20 protein-coding genes are annotated in these 18,294 nt (G+C 69.6%); 10 read left to right on the top strand and 10 right to left on the bottom strand.

The window, feature by feature from the left end:
* The first annotated feature begins 66 nt into the window (after positions 1-66).
* Positions 67-570, top strand: a complete 504-nt coding sequence (locus ACSFA2_RS03405; protein WP_435453888.1) for a 6,7-dimethyl-8-ribityllumazine synthase — start codon at positions 67-69, stop codon at positions 568-570.
* 59 nt (positions 571-629) lie between these two features.
* Here ACSFA2_RS03405 and ACSFA2_RS03400 read toward each other — a convergent pair whose 3' ends face one another.
* The gene (locus ACSFA2_RS03400; RefSeq protein ID WP_435453887.1) at positions 630-953 is read right to left on the bottom strand and encodes an ArsR/SmtB family transcription factor; all 324 of its coding nucleotides are present in this window, start codon (positions 951-953) and stop codon (positions 630-632) included.
* A 29-nt stretch (positions 954-982) separates the two neighbouring features.
* Between ACSFA2_RS03400 and arsC the strand changes: the two genes are divergently transcribed.
* Together arsC and arsH are read left to right on the top strand one after the other, a co-directional pair.
* A complete protein-coding gene (gene arsC / locus ACSFA2_RS03395; RefSeq protein WP_435453886.1) occupies positions 983-1,420 on the top strand; it encodes an arsenate reductase (glutaredoxin) in 438 nt (145 codons plus the stop codon).
* Positions 1,410-2,132: an arsenical resistance protein ArsH gene (arsH, locus tag ACSFA2_RS03390; RefSeq protein WP_435453885.1), complete on the top strand. Its 723-nt coding sequence runs from the start codon at positions 1,410-1,412 to the stop codon at positions 2,130-2,132. The genes arsC and arsH overlap by 11 nt, the downstream gene beginning before the upstream one ends.
* Positions 2,133-2,143: 11 nt before the next feature.
* Here arsH and ACSFA2_RS03385 read toward each other — a convergent pair whose 3' ends face one another.
* Together ACSFA2_RS03385 and ACSFA2_RS03380 are read right to left on the bottom strand one after the other, a co-directional pair.
* Positions 2,144-2,899, bottom strand: a complete 756-nt coding sequence (locus ACSFA2_RS03385; protein WP_435453884.1) for a sulfite exporter TauE/SafE family protein — start codon at positions 2,897-2,899, stop codon at positions 2,144-2,146.
* 7 nt (positions 2,900-2,906) lie between these two features.
* Positions 2,907-4,160 (bottom strand): MFS transporter, encoded by a 1,254-nt coding sequence (locus ACSFA2_RS03380; RefSeq protein ID WP_435453883.1) that lies wholly within the window; start codon positions 4,158-4,160, stop codon positions 2,907-2,909.
* Positions 4,161-4,245: 85 nt separating this feature from the next.
* Here ACSFA2_RS03380 and ACSFA2_RS03375 point away from each other — a divergent pair, with 85 nt between their 5' ends.
* Positions 4,246-5,106 (top strand): AraC family transcriptional regulator, encoded by an 861-nt coding sequence (locus tag ACSFA2_RS03375; protein ID WP_435453882.1) that lies wholly within the window; start codon positions 4,246-4,248, stop codon positions 5,104-5,106.
* A gap of 39 nt (positions 5,107-5,145) precedes the next feature.
* A complete protein-coding gene (locus ACSFA2_RS03370; RefSeq protein ID WP_435453881.1) occupies positions 5,146-6,834 on the top strand; it encodes a SulP family inorganic anion transporter in 1,689 nt (562 codons plus the stop codon).
* Between the two features lie 20 nt (positions 6,835-6,854).
* Here the strand turns inward: ACSFA2_RS03370 and ACSFA2_RS03365 are convergent, their stop codons facing one another.
* The 6 genes from ACSFA2_RS03365 to ACSFA2_RS03340 are packed head-to-tail and all read right to left on the bottom strand — an operon-like array spanning position 6,855 to position 12,577.
* Positions 6,855-7,568 (bottom strand): ABC transporter ATP-binding protein, encoded by a 714-nt coding sequence (locus tag ACSFA2_RS03365; protein ID WP_435453880.1) that lies wholly within the window; start codon positions 7,566-7,568, stop codon positions 6,855-6,857.
* On the bottom strand, positions 7,565-8,323 hold the full coding sequence (locus tag ACSFA2_RS03360) for an ABC transporter ATP-binding protein (RefSeq protein WP_435453879.1): 759 nt from the start codon (positions 8,321-8,323) through the stop codon (positions 7,565-7,567). Before ACSFA2_RS03360 ends, ACSFA2_RS03365 begins: the two co-directional genes overlap by 4 nt.
* On the bottom strand, positions 8,320-9,198 hold the full coding sequence (locus ACSFA2_RS03355) for a branched-chain amino acid ABC transporter permease (RefSeq protein ID WP_435453878.1): 879 nt from the start codon (positions 9,196-9,198) through the stop codon (positions 8,320-8,322). Before ACSFA2_RS03355 ends, ACSFA2_RS03360 begins: the two co-directional genes overlap by 4 nt.
* 16 nt (positions 9,199-9,214) lie before the next feature.
* Positions 9,215-10,090 (bottom strand): branched-chain amino acid ABC transporter permease, encoded by an 876-nt coding sequence (locus tag ACSFA2_RS03350; RefSeq protein WP_435453877.1) that lies wholly within the window; start codon positions 10,088-10,090, stop codon positions 9,215-9,217.
* A gap of 7 nt (positions 10,091-10,097) precedes the next feature.
* Positions 10,098-11,318 carry an ABC transporter substrate-binding protein gene (locus ACSFA2_RS03345; protein ID WP_435453876.1) on the bottom strand — a complete coding sequence of 407 codons (1,221 nt, stop codon included), beginning with the start codon at positions 11,316-11,318 and terminating at the stop codon, positions 10,098-10,100.
* Between the two features lie 26 nt (positions 11,319-11,344).
* A complete protein-coding gene (locus ACSFA2_RS03340; RefSeq protein ID WP_435453875.1) occupies positions 11,345-12,577 on the bottom strand; it encodes a metal-dependent hydrolase family protein in 1,233 nt (410 codons plus the stop codon).
* Between the two features lie 147 nt (positions 12,578-12,724).
* Between ACSFA2_RS03340 and ACSFA2_RS03335 the strand changes: the two genes are divergently transcribed.
* Positions 12,725-13,684, top strand: coding sequence for a LysR substrate-binding domain-containing protein (locus tag ACSFA2_RS03335; RefSeq protein WP_435453874.1), 960 nt, complete (start codon positions 12,725-12,727; stop codon positions 13,682-13,684).
* Here ACSFA2_RS03335 and arfB read toward each other — a convergent pair whose 3' ends face one another.
* Positions 13,685-14,098, bottom strand: coding sequence for an alternative ribosome rescue aminoacyl-tRNA hydrolase ArfB (gene arfB / locus ACSFA2_RS03330; RefSeq protein WP_435453873.1), 414 nt, complete (start codon positions 14,096-14,098; stop codon positions 13,685-13,687).
* A 114-nt stretch (positions 14,099-14,212) separates the two neighbouring features.
* Between arfB and ACSFA2_RS03325 the strand changes: the two genes are divergently transcribed.
* Genes ACSFA2_RS03325 through ACSFA2_RS03310 form a run of 4 tightly spaced genes read left to right on the top strand, consistent with a single transcriptional unit; the run spans position 14,213 to position 18,293 of the window.
* Positions 14,213-14,896, top strand: coding sequence for a DUF3348 domain-containing protein (locus ACSFA2_RS03325; RefSeq protein ID WP_435453872.1), 684 nt, complete (start codon positions 14,213-14,215; stop codon positions 14,894-14,896).
* 22 nt (positions 14,897-14,918) lie between these two features.
* On the top strand, positions 14,919-17,006 hold the full coding sequence (locus tag ACSFA2_RS03320; RefSeq protein WP_435453871.1) for a DUF802 domain-containing protein: 2,088 nt from the start codon (positions 14,919-14,921) through the stop codon (positions 17,004-17,006).
* A complete protein-coding gene (locus ACSFA2_RS03315) occupies positions 17,006-17,668 on the top strand; it encodes an OmpA family protein (protein WP_435454168.1) in 663 nt (220 codons plus the stop codon). Before ACSFA2_RS03320 ends, ACSFA2_RS03315 begins: the two co-directional genes overlap by 1 nt.
* A 13-nt stretch (positions 17,669-17,681) precedes the next feature.
* Entirely contained in the window at positions 17,682-18,293 is a 612-nt protein-coding gene (locus ACSFA2_RS03310) for a DUF2894 domain-containing protein (protein WP_435453870.1), read from the top strand.
* The last annotated feature ends 1 nt before the right edge of the window (position 18,294 follow it).

Here is an 18,294-nt window from a genome sequence, read left to right as displayed (position 1 = left end):
TTTCGTGCGACTGGACGCATGGTTGCGTGCGCCCTGATTCAGGAAACCTGCTTTCAAAGGCACGCCATGAGTCAGATCAACGACCTTCCCCTTTCGGCCATCTCGGCCTCCGAGCCGCAGCGCGTCGCCTTCATCGAGGCGCAGTGGCATGCCGACATCGTCCACCAGGCACGCCATGCCTTCCTTGCGGAAATGGAACGCCAGGGCTTCGCGCGCGACCGCATCGACGTGATCGCCGTGCCCGGTGCCTTCGAGATCCCGCTGCATGCCAAGCGCCTGGCGCTGTCGGGCCGCTACGCCGCCATCGTCGGCTGCGCGCTGGTGGTCGATGGCGGCATCTACCGCCACGAGTTCGTCGCCCACACGGTGGTGGGCACGCTGATGTCGCTGCAGCTCGAGACCAACGTGCCGATCCTTTCGGCCGTGCTAACGCCGCACCACTTCCACGAGCATGTCGAGCACCGCAAGTACTTCCACGCGCACTTCGCGGTGAAGGGCACCGAAGCGGCCGACGCCTGCATCAGGACCATCGAAGGCCTGCGCCAGGTCGAGGCGCTGCTGGCCGCCTGAGCGGTTATCCGTAGCCCTCGAGGGGGAGGAGCCGCAGGCGCATCCGGGGTGGGCTTTGCTCAGCGCCCGGACGCCACCGCGGTGCTGGCCGCGCAGGGCTCCCCCTCGCAACAGTTCTCGGTGAGGTACCCGATCAACGCGCTCATCCGGCCGAAGGCTGCGCGGTAGATGAGATGACGCCCGCTGCGCTCCTGCGTGACCATGCCGGAATGCAGCAGCTCCTTGAGATGGAACGACAGGCTCGTGCCAGGCACCGCGATGGCGCCGATCAGCGCCCCGGGCGTCATGCCCTCGGGCCCGGCGACCACCAGGGCGCGAAAGACCTGCAGGCGCACCGGTTGCGCAAGGGCAGCGAGGGATTTGACGGCGTCGTGAGCTTCCATCATTCAATATTAGTTGGATAATTGTATCCATGCCATCCACACGCCCCGCCATCACCATCTTCCACAACCCGGCCTGCGGCACGTCACGCAACGTGCTGGCGCTCATCCGCAACAGCGGCGTCGAGCCCGAAGTCATCGAGTACCTGAAGCAGCCGCCCGGCAAAGAACGCCTGCGCTCGCTCGTCGCCGCCATGGGCACCGGCGTGCGCAGCCTGCTGCGGCAGAAGGGCACGCCCTACGACGAGCTGAAGCTGGACGACACCACCTGGAGCGACGAGCAACTGCTCGACTTCATGGTGCAGCACCCGATCCTGATGAACCGTCCGGTGGTGGTCACGCGGCTGGGCACCCGGCTGTGCCGCCCCTCGGAGACGGTGCTCGACATCCTGCCCTCGCCACAGCAGGCGGCCTTCCGCAAGGAGGACGGCCAGCCGGTGGTCGGCGAGGACGGCCGCCGTGTGGACTGACGACCTGACCCTGCCGGCACTTGACGCCGCCCTCTTCGCGCCGACCGACATCGCGCGGCTCTGGCCCCCGGCTCGCGCAACGCATGCGCCGCGCATCCTGATGCTCTACGGCTCGGTGCGCGAACGCTCCTTCAGCCGCCTTCTCAGCTGGGAAGCGGCGCGGCTGCTGCAGGCACTGGGCGCCGAGGTGCGGGTGTTCGACCCGCGCGGCCTGCCCCTGCCCGACGACGCGCCCGACAGCCACCCGAAGGTGGCCGAGCTGCGTACGCTCGCCGCCTGGTCCGAAGGCATGGTGTGGACCTCGCCGGAGCGGCACGGCGCCATGACCGGCATCCTGAAGTCGCAGATCGACTGGATCCCGCTCGCCCTGGGCGCGGTGCGGCCGACGCAGGGCAAGACGCTGGCCGTGATGCAGGTCAGCGGCGGCTCGCAGTCCTTCAATGCCGTCAACCAGATGCGGGTGCTCGGCCGGTGGATGCGGATGCTCACCATCCCCAACCAGTCGTCGGTGGCGAAGGCCTTTCTCGAGTTCGACGAGGCTGGCCGCATGCGGCCTTCGGCCTGCTACGACCGGGTCGTCGACGTGATGGAAGAGCTGGTGAAGTTCACGCTGCTCACGCGCGACAGTGCGGGCTACCTGGTCGACCGCTACAGCGAGCGCAAGGAAAGCGCCGAGGCGCTCTCGGCACGAGTGAACCAGCGCGCGATCTGAGGCAGCCCCGCTCAGCGCTGCAGCAGCGCCGGCAGCGAGGACGCCAGCAGCATCACGCCCGACACCGTCAGCAAGCCCAGCACGATCTGGCGGAAGGCCGCGTCGCTGATGCCGACGTAGAGCCGCGCACCGAGCAGCACCGGCACCAGCACGCAGCTGGCGACGATGGCCAGCATCGGCAGCATGGCCAGGCCCACGTTGCCGGCGCCCAGGTGCAGGGCGAAGGCGACGGTCAGCATGGCGAGGTTGAAGTTCTGAATGACGGCGCGCTGCGCGTCCTTGTCCATGCGGCGCAGCGTGCACCACAGCGTCGGGATGGCGCCGGCGAAGCCGCCCACGCCGCTGCAGACGCCGCCGGCGAGGCCCGCCACCGCATCGGCCATGCGTCCGCCGGCCGTGACGCGCGGCAGGTTGCGCGCCATCAGCATGGCCGGACACCAGACCACCAGCAGTGCGCCCAGGCAGGCCTTGAACACGGTCACGTCGAGCCGCGGCAGCAGCCAGACGCCGAGCGGCACGCCGACCAGCCCGCCGACGACGAAGGGCAACAGCAGGCGCTTGTCGAAGCGGCGCTTCTGCGAGAAAGCGGCGATGAGCTGCCCGGTCAGCGCGCCGAAGGTGGCCAGCACAGCGGCGAGCTTCGGCTCGACCGTCCAGGCCCAGATCGACATCGCGACCAGGCCGAACGCAAAGCCCGACAGGCCCTGCACGAAGCCCGCCACGGCCGCGCCGAGTGCGACCAGCAGGTAGAGCGAAAGCGGCTCCAAGCGCCGCTCAGGCCGAGGCCGGCACCAGCGCCTCGCGCCGCACCCGGCGCACATTGAAGGCGCTGGCGATCAGCACGCCCTGGACCAGCGCCAGCCCGACGATCACCGCCGTGTAGCGGCCGCTGTCCATCAGGCGCCCGAAGACCAGCGGCGCCACCGCCTGCCCGATGTCGAGCCCGGCGTAGACCACGCCGTAGACGCGACCCGTGGCGTTGGCCGGCGTCGACTTCTTCACCAGCAGGTCGCGCGACGGGCCGGCGATGCCCGATGCGAAACCCATCGCACCGAACAGCACGGGCACCAGCACCGGCGCGAAGTCGCCGAACGCCAGGAACAGCGCCAGCATCGCGGCAATGCCGAAGCCCGCCCCGACGATGCGCTCGCAGCGCGACGGGTCCGACGCGAGGAAGCCGCCGACCACCATGCCGGCCGCGCTCGCCACCATGTAGACCGTCAGGCACACCGCGATCAGCGCCACCGGCACGGCGTGCAGATGGCCGGCCGCGGCCGGCGCGAAGGTCTGCACCACGCTGATGACCATCGCGTAGAAAAAGAAGAAGCCGAAGCACATCCACACCGCCGGGATGCGCAGGAAGTCGAACTGGCCCGCCGTCGGCAGATGCGCGTCCTGCCCGGTGACCTTCTGCACCGCCTTCACGTCGAGCGCGAACACGCCGCGGTAGAGCCACAGCACCACCAGCACGGCCAGCGCCAGCGCGCCGGCCGCGGCGAGCGCCACGCGCCACGAACTCGCCAGCGCGATCGGCACCACGAAGGCCGGCGCCAGCGCCCAGCCCAGGCTGCCGGTGATGCCGTGCACGCTGTAGGCATGGCCCAGCCGCGTCGGCGCGACCTTGCGGTTGAAGAGCGTGTAGTCGACCGGGTGGAACACGCCGTTGCCCACGCCGCCGACCACCGCGCTGGCCAGCAGCATCCAGTAGCTCTGCGCCATCGCATAGCCGAAACCGGCCAGCCCGAGCAGGCCGAGCCCGACGAACAGCACGGGCCGCGGGCCCAGCTTGTCGACGATGAAGCCCGAGGCCGCCTGCACCAGGCACGAGACGACGAAGAACACGGTGAGCACCGCGCCCAGCTCGGTGTAGCTGACGTTGAACGCGTCCTTCAGCCAGGGGAACAGCGGCGCCAGGATCAGCTGGCTGAAGTGGCTGATCGCGTGGGCCAGGCCCACCAGGCCGATGAGCTGCGCGTCGGTGCGCAGTGTGTTGTCGGCGGGCGAGGGGGAAGCGGAGGCTTGGGACATGGCGGCGTGCGAAGGGAGCGGGCTCCGATCGTAGGCCGGGCAGACGCGGCAGAATGCCGATAGATGGACAACATTTGTCGAAACCATGACAGTTGCTGAAACCAAGACCGAAACCGCCCGACCACGGCCCCTGAACCCTCCGCCGACGACCACGGTGGAGCCGCTCACCCCGCACCTCTACGCGCCCGACGCGGTGCGCCCGCTGCGCGCCAAGGAGCACTTCCTGCAGGCCGACACCTTCGTCGAACTGCACGTCCACCCCTGGCCGCAACTCACCTTCTCGACCCGCGGCGTGATCCGGCTGAGCACGCAGGACGGCAGCTACATCGTGCCGCCCTCGCGCGCGTTGTGGGTGCCGGCGGACGTGCCGCACAGCATCACGCTGATCGAGGACGCCGAGCTGCGCACGGTGTACGTCCACAGCTGGCTGGCGCCGCCCTGGGAGCGCTGCGAGGTGCTGGAGATCAGCCCGTTGATGCGCGCGCTGATGCTGGCGCTCGACACCACGCCCGACGGCCGGACGCCGGCCGACCCGCAGGCGCCGCACCGCGAACGGATGATCGCGCCGCTGCTGATCGACGAGATCGAGCGCGCCACGCAGATCCGCATCGACGTGCCGCTGCCCGCCGACAAGCGCCTGCGCCAGCTGTGCGAAACGCTGCTGCGCAACCCGGCCGACCGCGCGACGCTGGCCGAGCGCGCCACCGCCATCGGCGCCAGCGAGCGCACCGTGGCGCGCCTGTTCCACCACCAGCTGGGCATGAACTGGCAGCAATGGCGACAGCAGGCCGTGATGGCGCACGCCCTGCCGCTGCTGGCACGCGGCATGGCGGTGAGCCAGGTCGCCACGGCCTGTGGCTATGCCACCGACAGCGCCTTCTGTGCGATGTTCAAGACGGCCACCGGGCGCTCACCCACCGCGTTCCAGCACAAGAAGCCCAGATAATCCTGCGGTGCATCTCGAACCCTCCCGCGCGCCGGCGTCATGGCGATGAACCGCGACCAGCTTCTGCGCTGGTTCCCCTTCCTGGCCTGGCCACGCCCCGACCGTGCCCTGCTCGTCAACGAAGCGTCGGCCGGCATCACCGTCGCGCTGATGGTCATTCCGCAGGGGGTCGCCTACGCCGCGCTGGCGGGCATGCCGCTGGTCACCGGCGTCTATGCGGCGCTGTTCCCGGCCCTCATCGCGGTGCTGTTCAGTTCGTCGGCGCGGCTGTCGGTCGGGCCGACCGCCCTCACCAGCCTGCTGGTCGGTGCGTCGCTGGCACCGCTCGCCGTCCCGGGCAGCCGCGAATGGGTGGCGCTCGCGGTCTGGCTCACGCTGTTGTCGGGCGGGATGCAGTTGCTGCTGGGCGTGGCGCGCTTCGGCTGGCTGCTGCGGCTGGTGAATTCGCCGGTGCTGATGGGCTTCACGCAGGGCGCGGCGGTGCTCATCACGCTGTCGCAGCTGCCCGCCCTGCTCGGCTTCACCGGGCGCAGCTACGCGCAGTTGCTGCAGGGGCCACCGCCCGATTTCCTGGCGATCGGCTTCGGCCTCGGAGGCATGGCGATGCTATGGGTCGGCAAGCGTCTCGCGCCGCGCTTCCCCACCACGATGGCGCTGGTGGCCGTCAGCGCCGCGGCGAGCGCCGCCGTCGGCTATGCGCTCAAGGGCGGTGCCGTGATCGGCGCCTTGCCGTCGGGCCTGCCCTCGTTCTACTGGCCCGGCGGGCTGAGCGCCACCGAGCTCGGCACCCTGCTGCTACCGGCCTTCCTCATCACACTGGTGAGCTTTCTGGAAACGGCGTCGAGCGCCAAGGTCGACAACGCGCGCGCCGGCAAGCTCTGGAACGAGAACCAGGACCTGATCGGTCAGGGCCTGGGCAAGATCGCTTCCGGCCTCACCGGCTCGTTCCCCACCAGCTCCTCGTTCTCGCGCTCGGCCATCACGCTGTACGCCGGGGCCAAGACGCAGTGGTCCACGCTGTTCAGCGTGCTCGTCGTGGCGGCTGCGCTGCTGTGGGCGATGCCGCTGCTGTTCCATGTGCCGCAGGCCGTGCTCGCGTCGGTGGTGGTCACGGCCACGCTGGGGCTGCTGAAGCCCCGGGCCTTCGTCGCGCTGTGGCGCATCTCGCGCATCGAAGCCGCCATTGCGGTCGCGACCTTCGTGTTGACCATCGCGACCGCACCGTCGATCTACTGGGGCGTGCTCGGCGGGCTTCTGGCGGCGCTCGCGCACTACATGTACCGGCACCTGCACCCCCGCATCATCGAGGTGGGCCTGCACGCCGACGGCAGCCTGCGCGATCGGCACCTGTGGCACCTGCCGCCGCTGGCGCCGAACCTCTACGCCTTGCGCATGGATGCGGAACTCGACTTCGCCTCGGCCAGCACGCTGGAACACGCCATCACCGCGGCCCTGGCCGAGCGGCCGGGGCTCACCGATGTGTGCCTGTTCGCGCACCCCATCAACCGCGTCGACCTGACCGGCGCCGAAGTCTTCGGCAACATCCGCCGCCTGCTCGAATCGCAGGGCGTGCGTCTGCATCTGTCGGGCCTCAAGCTGCCGGCCCAGCAGGTGCTGGAACGTGCCGGGCTGCTGAAGCCCGGTGCGCTGTTCTTCAGCTACCGAACCGATGCGGAGGCGCTGGCGGCGCTGTCGCGGCCCCCGCACGAGGTGCCGGTCGCCGCCTGAGACGGCCCTCGGTCGGCCTGTCAGTGGTTCCCGAGGTACAGCTGCGCCATGCGCTCGTCGTCGAGCAACCCTTGCGCTGCGCCCTGCAGAACGCAGCGCCCCTGGTCGAGGATGTAGCCCTGCTGGCTGATCTGCAGCGCCTGGCGCGCGCGCTGCTCGACCATGAGCACGGCCACGCCGGCGGCCGGGAGCTTGCGCACCATGTCGAAGACCTTGCCCACCAGCGACGGTGCGAGTGCGGCCGTGGGTTCGTCGAGCACCATGATGCGCGGCGACGGCATGAGCGCGCGGGCAAAGGCCAGCTGCTGGCGCTCGCCGCCCGACAGCTCGCTGGCCGGCTGCGGCAGGCGTTCGACCAGCGCGGGGAAATCGACCAGCACCTCGTCCATGCGGCGCCTGACGTTCGGCACGCCGCGCACCACCAGCAGGTTCTCGCGCACCGTCAGCGAGGGGAACACGTTGGCCACCTGCGGCACGTAGGCCAGGCCGGCGTCGAAGCGGTCTTCGGCCGACAGCTTGGTAATTTCTCGCCCGTTCAAATGGATGCTGCCCGACACGCGCGGCAGCAGCCCCAGCAGCGCCTTCACCACCGTCGACTTGCCGGCGCCGTTGGTGCCGGCGATGGTGACGATCTCGCCCGGCGCGACGGCCAGGTCGATGCCATGGATGATGTCCACTTCCGAGTAGCCGCCGCGCAGCTGCGCAATCTGCAGCAGGTTGCCCGCCACGCTCATACGACGCCTCCCATATAAGCCTCTTGCACGCGCGGGTCGTCCAGCACGGTGTGCGGGTCGCCTTCGGCGAGGATGCGTCCGCGGTCCATCACGATCATCCGGTTCGACAGCGCCTTCAGCGCCTGCAGGTGGTGCTCGATCACGACGAAGGCGATGCCGCGCGCATGCAGTTCACGCACGCGCTCGCAGATCTCCTCGATCAGCACCGGGTTCACGCCGGCGAAGGGTTCGTCCAGCAGGATGCAGCGCGGGTCGAGCATGAGCACACGGCCCAGTTCGACCAGCTTCTTCTGGCCACCCGACAGTCCGCCCGCCTTCACGTCGCGCACCCGCGCCAGGTTCAGGAACTGCAGGATGCCGTCGGCCTTGTCGGCCAGTTGCGCTTCGTGCGCGCGCAGGCTGCGCGTCTGGAAGAAGGCGTTGACCAGGCGCTCGCCTTGCGGGTTGGCCGCGGCTGCGAGCAGGTTCTCGTGCACCGTGAGGCTCTTGAACTCGCGCGGGATCTGGAAGGTGCGCACCAGGCCCATGCGCGCGCGCCGGTACGGCGGCGTGCGCGTGATGTCGTGTCCGTCGAAGGTGATGCGCCCGGCATCGGCCGGCTGCTGGCCGGCGATGGCGGCGAACAGCGTGCTCTTGCCCGCGCCGTTGGTGCCGGCGATGCCCAGGATCTCGTTCTTGGCCAAGTGCAGCGACACATCGTCGACCGCCTTGAACCCACCGAATTGCCGTGTGACGGCTTCCACAGTCAGCATCATTTCGCCTTGCCTCCGAAGAGGCCGTTCGGCCGGTACAGCGTGACCAGGATCAGCGCCAGGCCCACCGCCGCGAGGCGCAGGCTGGCCATGCCCACTTCGGACACGCCCGGCACCCAGTCCTTGGCGAAGCGCGAGCCTTCCAGGAACACCATCAGCAGCAGCGAGCCGAACACCGCCCCGCGCACCGTGCCCGTGCCGCCCATCACCAGGCCCATCCACACATAGAAGGTGATGAGCGGGATGAACTGCTCGGGCGTGATGAAGGTGATGAAGTGCGCGTAGAACGCACCGGCCACACCGGCCAGCGCCGCACCCAGCATGAACACCTGCACCTTGAACCAGGCCGGGTCCTTGCCGAGTGCGGACAGCGCGGCCTCGTCGTCGCCGATGGCCTTCAGCAGGCGCCCGAAGGGACTGCGCGCGAGGCGCACCGTGCCCCACGACACCACGGCGACCAGCACCAGCAGCGTCGTGAAGATCGCCATGTCGGACGCCCCGCCCCACGCGGCGAACAGCTTGGGCAGACCGGGCAGCCCCTGCACGCCGTGCGTGAGCCAGCCTTCCTGCTGGATCGAGATGCGCACGGCTTCGGAGAAGCCCAAAGTAACAATGGCCAGGTAGTCGTCGCGCAGGCGCAGCGACAGCAGGCCAATGGGCAGCGCGAGCAGGCCCGACAGCACGCCCGCCGCCACGAAGCACAGCGGCAGCGGCACGCCCTGGAGCGACAGCAGGCCCGAGGTGTAGGCCCCCACGGCGAAGAAGGCCACGACGCCGAAATTCACCAGCCGCGTGAGGCCGAACTGCAGGTTCAGGCCCAGCGCCAGCAGGCAGTAGATGAGCGCGATGATGCCGATGGCGCAGAGGTAAGCAATCATGAAGTCGACTCCTTGCTCAGCGCACCAGCTGCACGCGGCCCATGATGCCGGCCGGGCGCAGCAGCAGCACCAGCGCGAGCACCACGAAGGACAGCACCAGCTTGTACGACGGCCCCAAGAGCGGCACCGACAGCTCCTGCGCCACGCACAGCAGCAAGGCGCCCAGCACGGCGCCCACCGGGCTGCCGATGCCGCCCAGCACCATCGCGGCGAAGGCGGGGATCAGGCTCTCCCAGCCCATCTCGGGACTGACGATGGACTTCATGCCGAGCAGCACGCCGCCCACAGCGGACAGCGCGCCCACCAGCAGCCACAGCGTCAGCATCAGGCCATTCGCGCGGATGCCGCTGGCGCGGGCCAGGTCGGCACTGTCGGCCACGGCACGCAACTGGCGGCCGAAGCTGGTGCGGTAGATCAGCACGAACACCACCAGCAGGCAGGCCGCGGCGATGCCGGCGATGACCAGGTCGGTCGGCAGCACGCGCACGCCGCCGAAGTTCCAGGCGCGCATCAGCGGCAGGTCGAAGGTGCGCTGGTCGTGCCCGGCGAAGAAGGAGATCAGGCTGCGCAGCAGGAAGCCGAGACCGATGGCCGCGAGCATCGACGACACCATCGGCCGCCCGGCCAGCTTGCGGAAGATCAGCGCGTACGAGCCGGCCGACACCACGGCGGTCACCGCCATGCTGGCCAGCGCGGCCGCCCACAGCGGCCAACCGCCGAGCATCTGCACCGCCACGGCGGCGTACGCCCCCGTGGTCATGAAGTCGCCCGCGGCCGCGTTGGGAAAGCGGTTGACGCCCATCACCAGGGTCATGGCCAGGGCGGGCAACGCCACCACGAGGCCCTCGATCAATCCGTTGATCAGCAGGTTGGCAAAGTCGATCCAGGTCATTGCGTCATCAGGTCGTGATCGACACCACGTCGCGGCGCACCAGCTGGCCCTTTTCGATGATGTACACACCGAAGTCGGGTGTCGCGTCGCCGGCCTTGTCGAAGTCCAGCTTGCTCGATGCGCCTTCGTAGTTCACCTTGGCCTTCTTGGCCAGCTGCGCCTTGCCTTCGGCGAAGGTGAACACGGCGGCGCCGGGCGCGTTGGACACGTCGCGGATCTTGGCGTTGATCTGCTCGATCGTGGCGCGCGGGCCGGCGGCTTCCATGGCCAGGCCGAGCGCGATCACCATGTCGTAGGCCATCGCGGCGTAGATGTTGGTCGATGCCGCCTTGCCGCTGGCCTTGGTGAAGGCCGCATCGAAATGCGCGTACGACGCGCTCTTCTCGTTGGACACGGTGTCCACCGAGATGATGCCTTCGCACACGTCGGGGCCCAGCGCCTTCACGAGGTCGGGGTTGGCGGCCCAGCCGGGGATGATCCACTTGTTGTCGCCGCCGGCCTGGAACCACTCGCGCAGCAGGATGGTGGTGTCGGGCAGGTACGAGCCCATCACGATCACGTCGGGCTTGGCCGCGAGGATCTTCTGCAGCTCGCTGCGGTAGCTCGGGCGGGCCGGCTCGTAGGTCACATGCTCGACCACCTTGCCGCCGCGCTGGGTCCAGGCGCGCGTGAAGCCTTCGACGTTGCCCAGGCCCGACGCGTTGTTGAACGCCATCGTCGCGGGGCGCTTGAAGCCGCGCTTGGTGCAGATCTCGGCGAACGCCGCGCCGAAGCGGTCGTTGGTCGCCTGGAAGCGCCACACCAGGTCTTTCGTGTCGAGCGTGGAGATGGCCGGCGCGCCGGAGACGTTCATCTCGATGAGGCCGGCCGCGTCGGTCAGCGGCATCACGGCAAGCGTCACGCCCGAGGCCCAGGTGCCCAGCAGTGCCTGCACCTTGTTCACTTCGATCAGCTTCTTGGCCGCGAGCACGGCGGCGTCGGGCTTGGTCTGGTCGTCTTCGGTGAAGAGCTCCAGCTTGCGCCCGCCGGCACCGCCCGCGGCGTTGATCTCGTCCACGGCCAGGCGGATGGCCTGCTGCATGCCCGGGCCGTAGGGGCTGCCGGCACCGGTGATGGGCGTGAGCGAGCCGATGCGGAAGACGTCCCCCTGCTGGGCGAAGCCGATGGTGGGCAGGCATTGCAGTGCGGCAGCGGCGCCGCCGAGCTTGACGAAGTTTCTACGTTGCATGGTTGTCTTCCGGTCAGGGGTTGGAGTCAGAGGGTGTTCTTGAAGATCGCGCCGTCCTTGACGATGGCGCGGATGCGCTCGCCCTGGTTCAGCAGGCAGCCGATGTCGGTGAGCGGGTTGCCGTCGACCAGCAGCAGGTCGGCGATGGCGCCGGCCGTGACTTCGCCGAGCTGGCCTTGCTGGCCCAGGATCTCGGCGCCGATCAGCGTGGCCTGCTGCAGCACCGGGCCGTTGCCCAGCACGTCGGCGCGCAGCCGCAGCTCGTCGGCCTGCAGGTAGTGCGTCTCGGCCAGCAGGTCACTGCCCAGGCCCATCTTCACGCCGGCCCTGGCCAGGATCTCGATGGCCGCACGGCCCTGCCCGCGCACAGAGTCGATCTTGGCGATCGACGCGGCCGGCAGCCCGTAGCGCTCGCCTTCGTTGGCCAGGCCTTCGTAGGTGATGAGCGTGGGCACCATGAAGGCGCCCATCTCGGCCATCAGTTCGGCCGTGGGGGCGTCGACCAGGTTTCCGTGCTCGATGGTGCGCACGCCGCAGCGCACGGCACGCGCGATGGCGCGCGGCGTATAGGCGTGGGCCATCACGTAGGTGTTGGCGTTGGAGGCTTCTTCGACGACGGCGCGCAGTTCGGCTTCGGAATAGCCCAGGTTGCCGATCGGGTCGTTGGGCGACGCGACGCCGCCCGAGGCCATCACCTTGATCTGCGTCGCGCCCTTGAGGATTTCCTCGCGCACCGCGATGCGGCAGGCGTCGACCCCATCGACCACGCGGCCGATGTTGCCCAGCTTGTAGGCGCACGAACACACGTCGAGGTCGTCGTTGCGCTGGCGGAAGTCGGCATGGCCGCCAGTCTGCGACAGCGCCTTGCCCGACGGGAAGATGCGCGGGCCCGGCACGAGCCCGGTGCGCACCGCTTCGGCCAGCGACCAGTCGGCCCCGCCCGCGTCGCGCACGGAGGTGAAGCCGCGCTCCAGCATGGCTTTCATGATGGGCAGCGAGCGCAGCATCACGAACACGTTGGGCATCTTCGCGACCGTGCCCAGGTTGAAGGACGAGGCCACCGTGTGCACGTGGCAATCGATCAGGCCGGGCATCAGCGTCATGCCCTTGGCGTCGATCACCGGGGTGCCGACGGGCGCCTGGACGTCGGTGCCAAGCGCGGCGATGCGGCCGTCCTGCACGAGCACCGACAGGCCGCGGCGCAAGGTGAGCGCATGCACATCCAGCACATGGCTGTTCTCGATCAACAAAGAGGTCATGAAGGGTTCAGGGATTCGGGAGGGCTTCGGATTACTCATGGCCGACAGGCGGCATACCTTCGGCAGGGGTTGCATTTATCGGGCCAGACCGCATGAACCGCAACACCTAAAATCTCACCCGCCCATGACTCCTGCTCATACCCCCGCATGCGCCGCCTCTGCCCGACCATCTCCGAACTGAACGCCTTCCACTCGGCAGCCAAGCACCAGGCCTTCACCATGGCGGCCAAGGAGCTGTGCGTGACGCAGAGCGCCATCAGCCGCCACGTCGCCGGGCTGGAGGACTACCTGGGCCAGAAACTGTTCGTCCGCAAGTCATCGGGCCTGGAGCTGACCGATGCCGGCGCCACCTACCTCAACGCCACACGCCCGGCCATGGCCGCGCTCGAATCGGCCACCGCGCAGCTGATGTCCCACGGCGGCGACGGCGGCACGCTCAACATGTCGGTGCCGCCCACCTTCGCGGCGCAATGGCTCTTTCCGCGGCTCGGGCACTTCAAGCGGACCCTGCCGCAGGTGTCGCTGAACTTCGTGCGCTACCAGCATGCGCACGACTTCGCGGTGTCGCACGAGTTCGACGCCGCCATCCAGTACGGCTATGGCAACTGGCCCAGCGCCAATGCGCGCTACCTGGTCGGCAAGGAAACCAGCATCGTCTGCAGCGCCCAGTTGCGCGATTCCCTGCCCCTGCGCACCGCCGACGACCTGCAGCGTGCCACGCTGCTGCAACACATCGAGGTGCCGCTGGCCTGGCACGACTGGATGGAGGTCAACGACGGCGACACCAGCGGCAGCCGCTTCGGGCCGGGCTTCAACCTGTACTCGCTCATCATCCGCGCCGCAGTGTCGGGCTTCGGCGTCGGCATCGTGCCGACCTGCCTGGTGGAAGACGAGATCCAGGCCGGCACGCTGGTCGAGCCGCTGGGCCGACGCTACGAGAGCCCGCTGGGCTACTACCTGTGTGCGCCGATGACGCGCACCAACCTGTCGGTGTACCGGCTGGTCGGCGGCTGGCTGGAGCATTGCTGCAACCACGAGGCTGGCACCCAGACCGCGCCGGCATCGTCCTGCATCTTCTGCAGCCCACAGGCGGCGCTCGCTGCTTGATCAGTCCTGGACGCGGCCGCGCAGGCTCTTGGTTTCCGAGCGCTGGCTCTTGCCTTCGAGGCGGCGTTGCTTGGAGCCGTACGTGGGCTTGGTTGCACGCCGGGCGCGCGGCGGCGTGGCGACGCTGTCGATCACGGCCTGCAGCCGCGCCAGCGCATCGCTGCGGTTCATCTCCTGGGTGCGATGCTGCTGCGCCTTGAGCACCAGCACGCCTTCCTGCGTGATGCGGCTGTCACGCAGGGCCAGCAGGCGCTCCTTCACGTCCGGCGGCAGCGAGCTGGCGAGGATGTCGTAGCGCAGGTGCACCGCACTCGACACCTTGTTCACGTTCTGGCCGCCCGCGCCCTGCGCGCGGATGGCGCTCATCTCGACCTCGTCGGGGTCGATTTCCAGGGGGCGGCGGCTCGGGGTCATGGGGCGATTGTCCGGGAAGCGCGGCCCCGGCGCCGCCCGCCGGAATGCGCCACCAAACGTTACCGGCTCGGCGGGGGTCGCGGTGTAGACTGCCGGGTTTTTCGAAGCTCGCGTATGGTGCAAGTCCCCCGGCGTACAGCCTTCGCCGATTCGGCGCTGGTCCGCCTGCTCGCGCGCTGGAACGAGGCCGAGGTGCGCGAGCCCGCGGCCTCCACCGCGGAACGCCTGAGCCAGTGGCTGGCCTGGACCGACGCCATCGCGCTGTCGACGGTACTGAACGCCCCGGCCACCCGCGCCAAGGCCATCGCCGGCCCGCCGGACGACGAGTGCGCTCGGGTGCGTGACGGCCTGGCGCGGACGATCCGCGACGACAGCCTCTATGCAGATGTCGATGAGGCCGCTGTGGGAACCATCGACTTCGCGCCCTACCGCCTGCGCTACCTGGCGCGGCAGCAGGCGATGGAGGCTGGCGTCGGCCCGCTGCGTGCCAAGCTGCGCAGCGCACTGGCGGCGCGCTCTGCGGCGATGGCCAAGCTCGCCACGGTCGACGCGGTGATGGAACAGGCGCTGGAAGCGCGCGGGCACAGCCTGCTCGCGACCGTGCCCGCGATGCTCGAGAAGCGTTTCAAGCACCTGCATCAGGCTGCCCTGCCAGCGCCGGACGCACCCGAGACCGACGCCGCGCCGACGGCCTGGCTGCCGGTCTTCCACCAGGACATCCGCGATCTGCTGCTCGCGGAACTGGACTTTCGATTTCAACCGGTCGACGGGCTGCTCGAAGCCCTGCGATCGCATTAGGGCCTGTTGCCCTTAGGTGTTCATGAACAGATTCCTTCAACCCCTCGTCTTCGCCGCCGGCCTCGCCGCCATCGGCTGGGTCGGCGTCGGCTACATCGGCCACCATCCACTGGCGCTGGCCATCACCGCGCTGATTGCCGTCTTCTACTTGATCGGCGCACTCGAACTGCACCGCTACCAACGTGCCACCGTCGGCCTCGCCGACGCGCTGCAGGGCCTGAACGAAGCGCCCGCCCGCCTCGGCCCGTGGCTCGACCGGATCGACGCCTCGCTGCAGAACGCGGTGCGCCTGCGCATCGAGGGCGAACGTGTCGGCCTGCCCGGCCCGGCGCTCACGCCCTACCTGGCCGGACTGCTGGTGCTGCTGGGCATGCTCGGCACCTTCCTTGGCATGGTGGTCACGCTCAACGGCACCGGCGCCGCGCTGCAGGGCGCGACCGACCTGCAATCGATCCGCGATTCGCTCTCCGCGCCCGTCAAGGGCCTGGGCCTGGCCTTCGGGACCTCGGTGGCCGGCGTGGCCGCCTCGGCGATGCTCGGCCTGATGTCGGCCCTGTGCCGCCGTGCGCGGCTGCAGGCGGGGCAGCAGCTCGACACGCGCATCGCGACCACGCTGCGCCCCTTCTCGCTGGCGCACCAGCGCGAGGCCTCGTTCCAGCTGCTCGAACGGCAGGCCCAGGGCATGCCCGAACTGGTGGCCCAACTGAGCGCCATGACGGCCGCGATGGAGCGCCAGAGCGAAGCGTTGAGCGAACGCCTGCTCGCCGGCCAGGACCGCTTCCACACCGAAGCCGGCGGTGCCTACACCGGCCTGGCCGCATCGGTCGACCGCGCGCTGAAGGACAGCCTGATCGAAAGCGCCCGCCTGGCCGGCGCCACCATCCGCCCGGTGGTCGAGGAAGCGATGGCCGGCATCGCGCGCGAAACCACCGCGCTGCACGGCGCCGTGGCGCAGACGGTGCAGCAGCAGCTCGACGGCGTGTCGGCCCGCTTCGACGCCGCCACGGGCGACGTCACCGGCACCTGGAAGGCCGCGCTGGCCGACCACCGCCAGACCAGCGAGACGATGGCCGGCGACCTGCGCCAGGCGCTCAATGGTTTCAGCGACACCTTTGCGCAACGCTCGGCCGCGCTGGTCGACGGCGTGTCGACGCGCCTCGACAGCACCGTCGGCACCGTGTCGACGCAATGGAGCGGCGCGCTCGCGCAGCACGAACGCACCAGCGCCCAACTGGCCGCCGACACGCAACAGGCGCTGACGCGCGCCGCCGACAGCTTCGTGCAGCAGGCCGCCGGCCTGCTGCAGAGCGTCGACCAGGCCCATGCCGGGCTGCAGACCGACATCGCATCGCGCGACGCGCAGCGGCTGGCCGCATGGACCCAGGCCCTCGAAGCGATGGCCGCCGCGCTGCGCCAGGAATGGCAACAAGCCGGCGAGCACACCGTGCGCGAACAACGCCAGCTCGGCGAGACGCTCACGCAGGCCGTGCGCGAGATGTCGGAGCGCACCGAGGCGCAGGCCAAGAGCACCATCACCGAAGTCGCCGGCCTGCTGCAGGCCGCAGCCGAAGCGCCACGCGCCGCCGCCGAGGTGGTGGCCGAGCTGCGCACCAAGCTGTCGGACAGCATGGCGCGCGACAACACGATGCTGGAGGAGCGCGCCCGCATCCTCGAGACGCTGGGCACCCTGCTCGATGCGGTCAACCATGCATCGACCGAACAGCGCGCGGCGATCGACACGCTGGTCGCGTCGTCGGCCGACCTGCTGGAACGCGTGGGTGGCCGACTCACCGGCCAGATCGGCGAACAGGCCGACAAGCTGGCCACCGTGGGCGCGCAGATCACCGGCAGCGCCGTCGAGGTCGCCAGCCTGGGCGAGGCCTTCGGCTTCGCGGTCGAGCGCTTCGGCGAATCGAACGACAAGCTGGTGGCGCACCTGCAGCGCATCGAAGGTGCGCTGGGCAAATCGATCACGCGCAGCGACGAGCAACTGGCCTACTACGTGGCGCAGGCGCGCGAGGTGATCGACCTGAGCATCATGTCGCAGAAGCAGATCGTCGAAGACCTGCAGCAGATCGCCGCGCGGCAGACGGCGGGCAGCGACGCATGATGCGCGACGACATCGACGAGGCCGACGGCGCCGGCGTGGCGCAGACGGTGCCCGTCTGGGCCGTCTTCGGCGACCTGATGGCCGGGCTGGTCGGCGCCTTCGTGCTGATCCTCGTCTACGCCATCGGCATGCAACTCGACCTGGCCAGCAAGCTCGAAGCCGAGGTGCAGCAGCGTCAGGTCGCGGCGAAGCGCCTGCAGGCGCTGGAAGAAGCGCTGGCCGGCCCGCTCGCCGCCGGCCGCGTGACGATCGCCAACGGGCGCATCGGCATCAGCGGCAGCGTGCTGTTTGCCTTCAACTCCGCCGACCTGCAGCCCGAAGGCCGCCAGGTGCTCAAGAGCCTGGCCAGCCCGCTGGCACGCTACCTGCGCGAGCGCAACGAGATTTTGATGATCAGCGGCTTCACCGACGACCGGCAGATGCGCGGCAACGCGCGCCTCTTCGCCGACAACTGGGAGCTGTCGGCCCAACGCGCACTGACCGTGACGCGTGCGCTGATCGAAGAAGGCATGCCCGCGGCGTCGGTGTTCGCCGCGGCCTTCGGCTCGGAACAGGCGGTGGCGTCGAACGCCGACGCCGAAGGGCGCGCGAAGAACCGCCGCGTGGAGATGGCGCCCACGCCGAAGCCATCGAACGACATCGGCGCGAAGCCCCGTGGCTGACGGCGGGTCGACGGTGGCCACGGTCAGCGAAACGCTCGACGCATGGCGCCAGCACGGCGCCGATCGGCTCGACCCGGTGCGCTTCCGCTTCATCGAAGCCCTGGCGCGGCGCACGGCCGCGCACGAGGGCGAGGCGCGCCGCCGCCTTGACGAGCGGCTGGCCGAGCTGGTGACCGCGTACAGCGCGACGCTGGCCGCGAGCGACACATCGAAGAAGAAGACAGTGCCTGCGACGACGCCCGCTGCGAGCGGATTGGCGGAACTGCTTGCGCACGTCGCCGAGCGCAACGGTGCGACCGAAGGCACTGCCCCACCGGCCGTACTGCAGGGCACCTCCGACCTCAAGTCACTGCGCTACTTCCGCAGCACCTGGTCACGCCTGAGCGCCGACCGGCGGCTGACCCAGTCGCAGGCCAGGATGCCGGAGAACGCCGGGCCGCTCAATTCGCAGCACCTGGTGCACCGCGCGATCACGCTGATGCGCGATGTGTCGCCGGACTACCTCAATCGCCTGATGGCCTACGTCGATACGCTGTCGTGGATCGAGCAGGCGAATGCGAGCGCGGCGCCGCCCGCAGCGGCCCGGCCCGAAGGTCGCAAGGCCGCGCGCAACAAGAACGCCTGAG

Source organism: Variovorax cryoconiti, from assembly GCF_051216395.1.
In the GTDB taxonomy this organism is placed as follows: Bacteria; Pseudomonadota; Gammaproteobacteria; order Burkholderiales; family Burkholderiaceae_C; genus Variovorax.
Note: the sequence above shows the minus strand (reverse complement) of the source record. Positions and strands in the feature narration are given on the sequence as shown.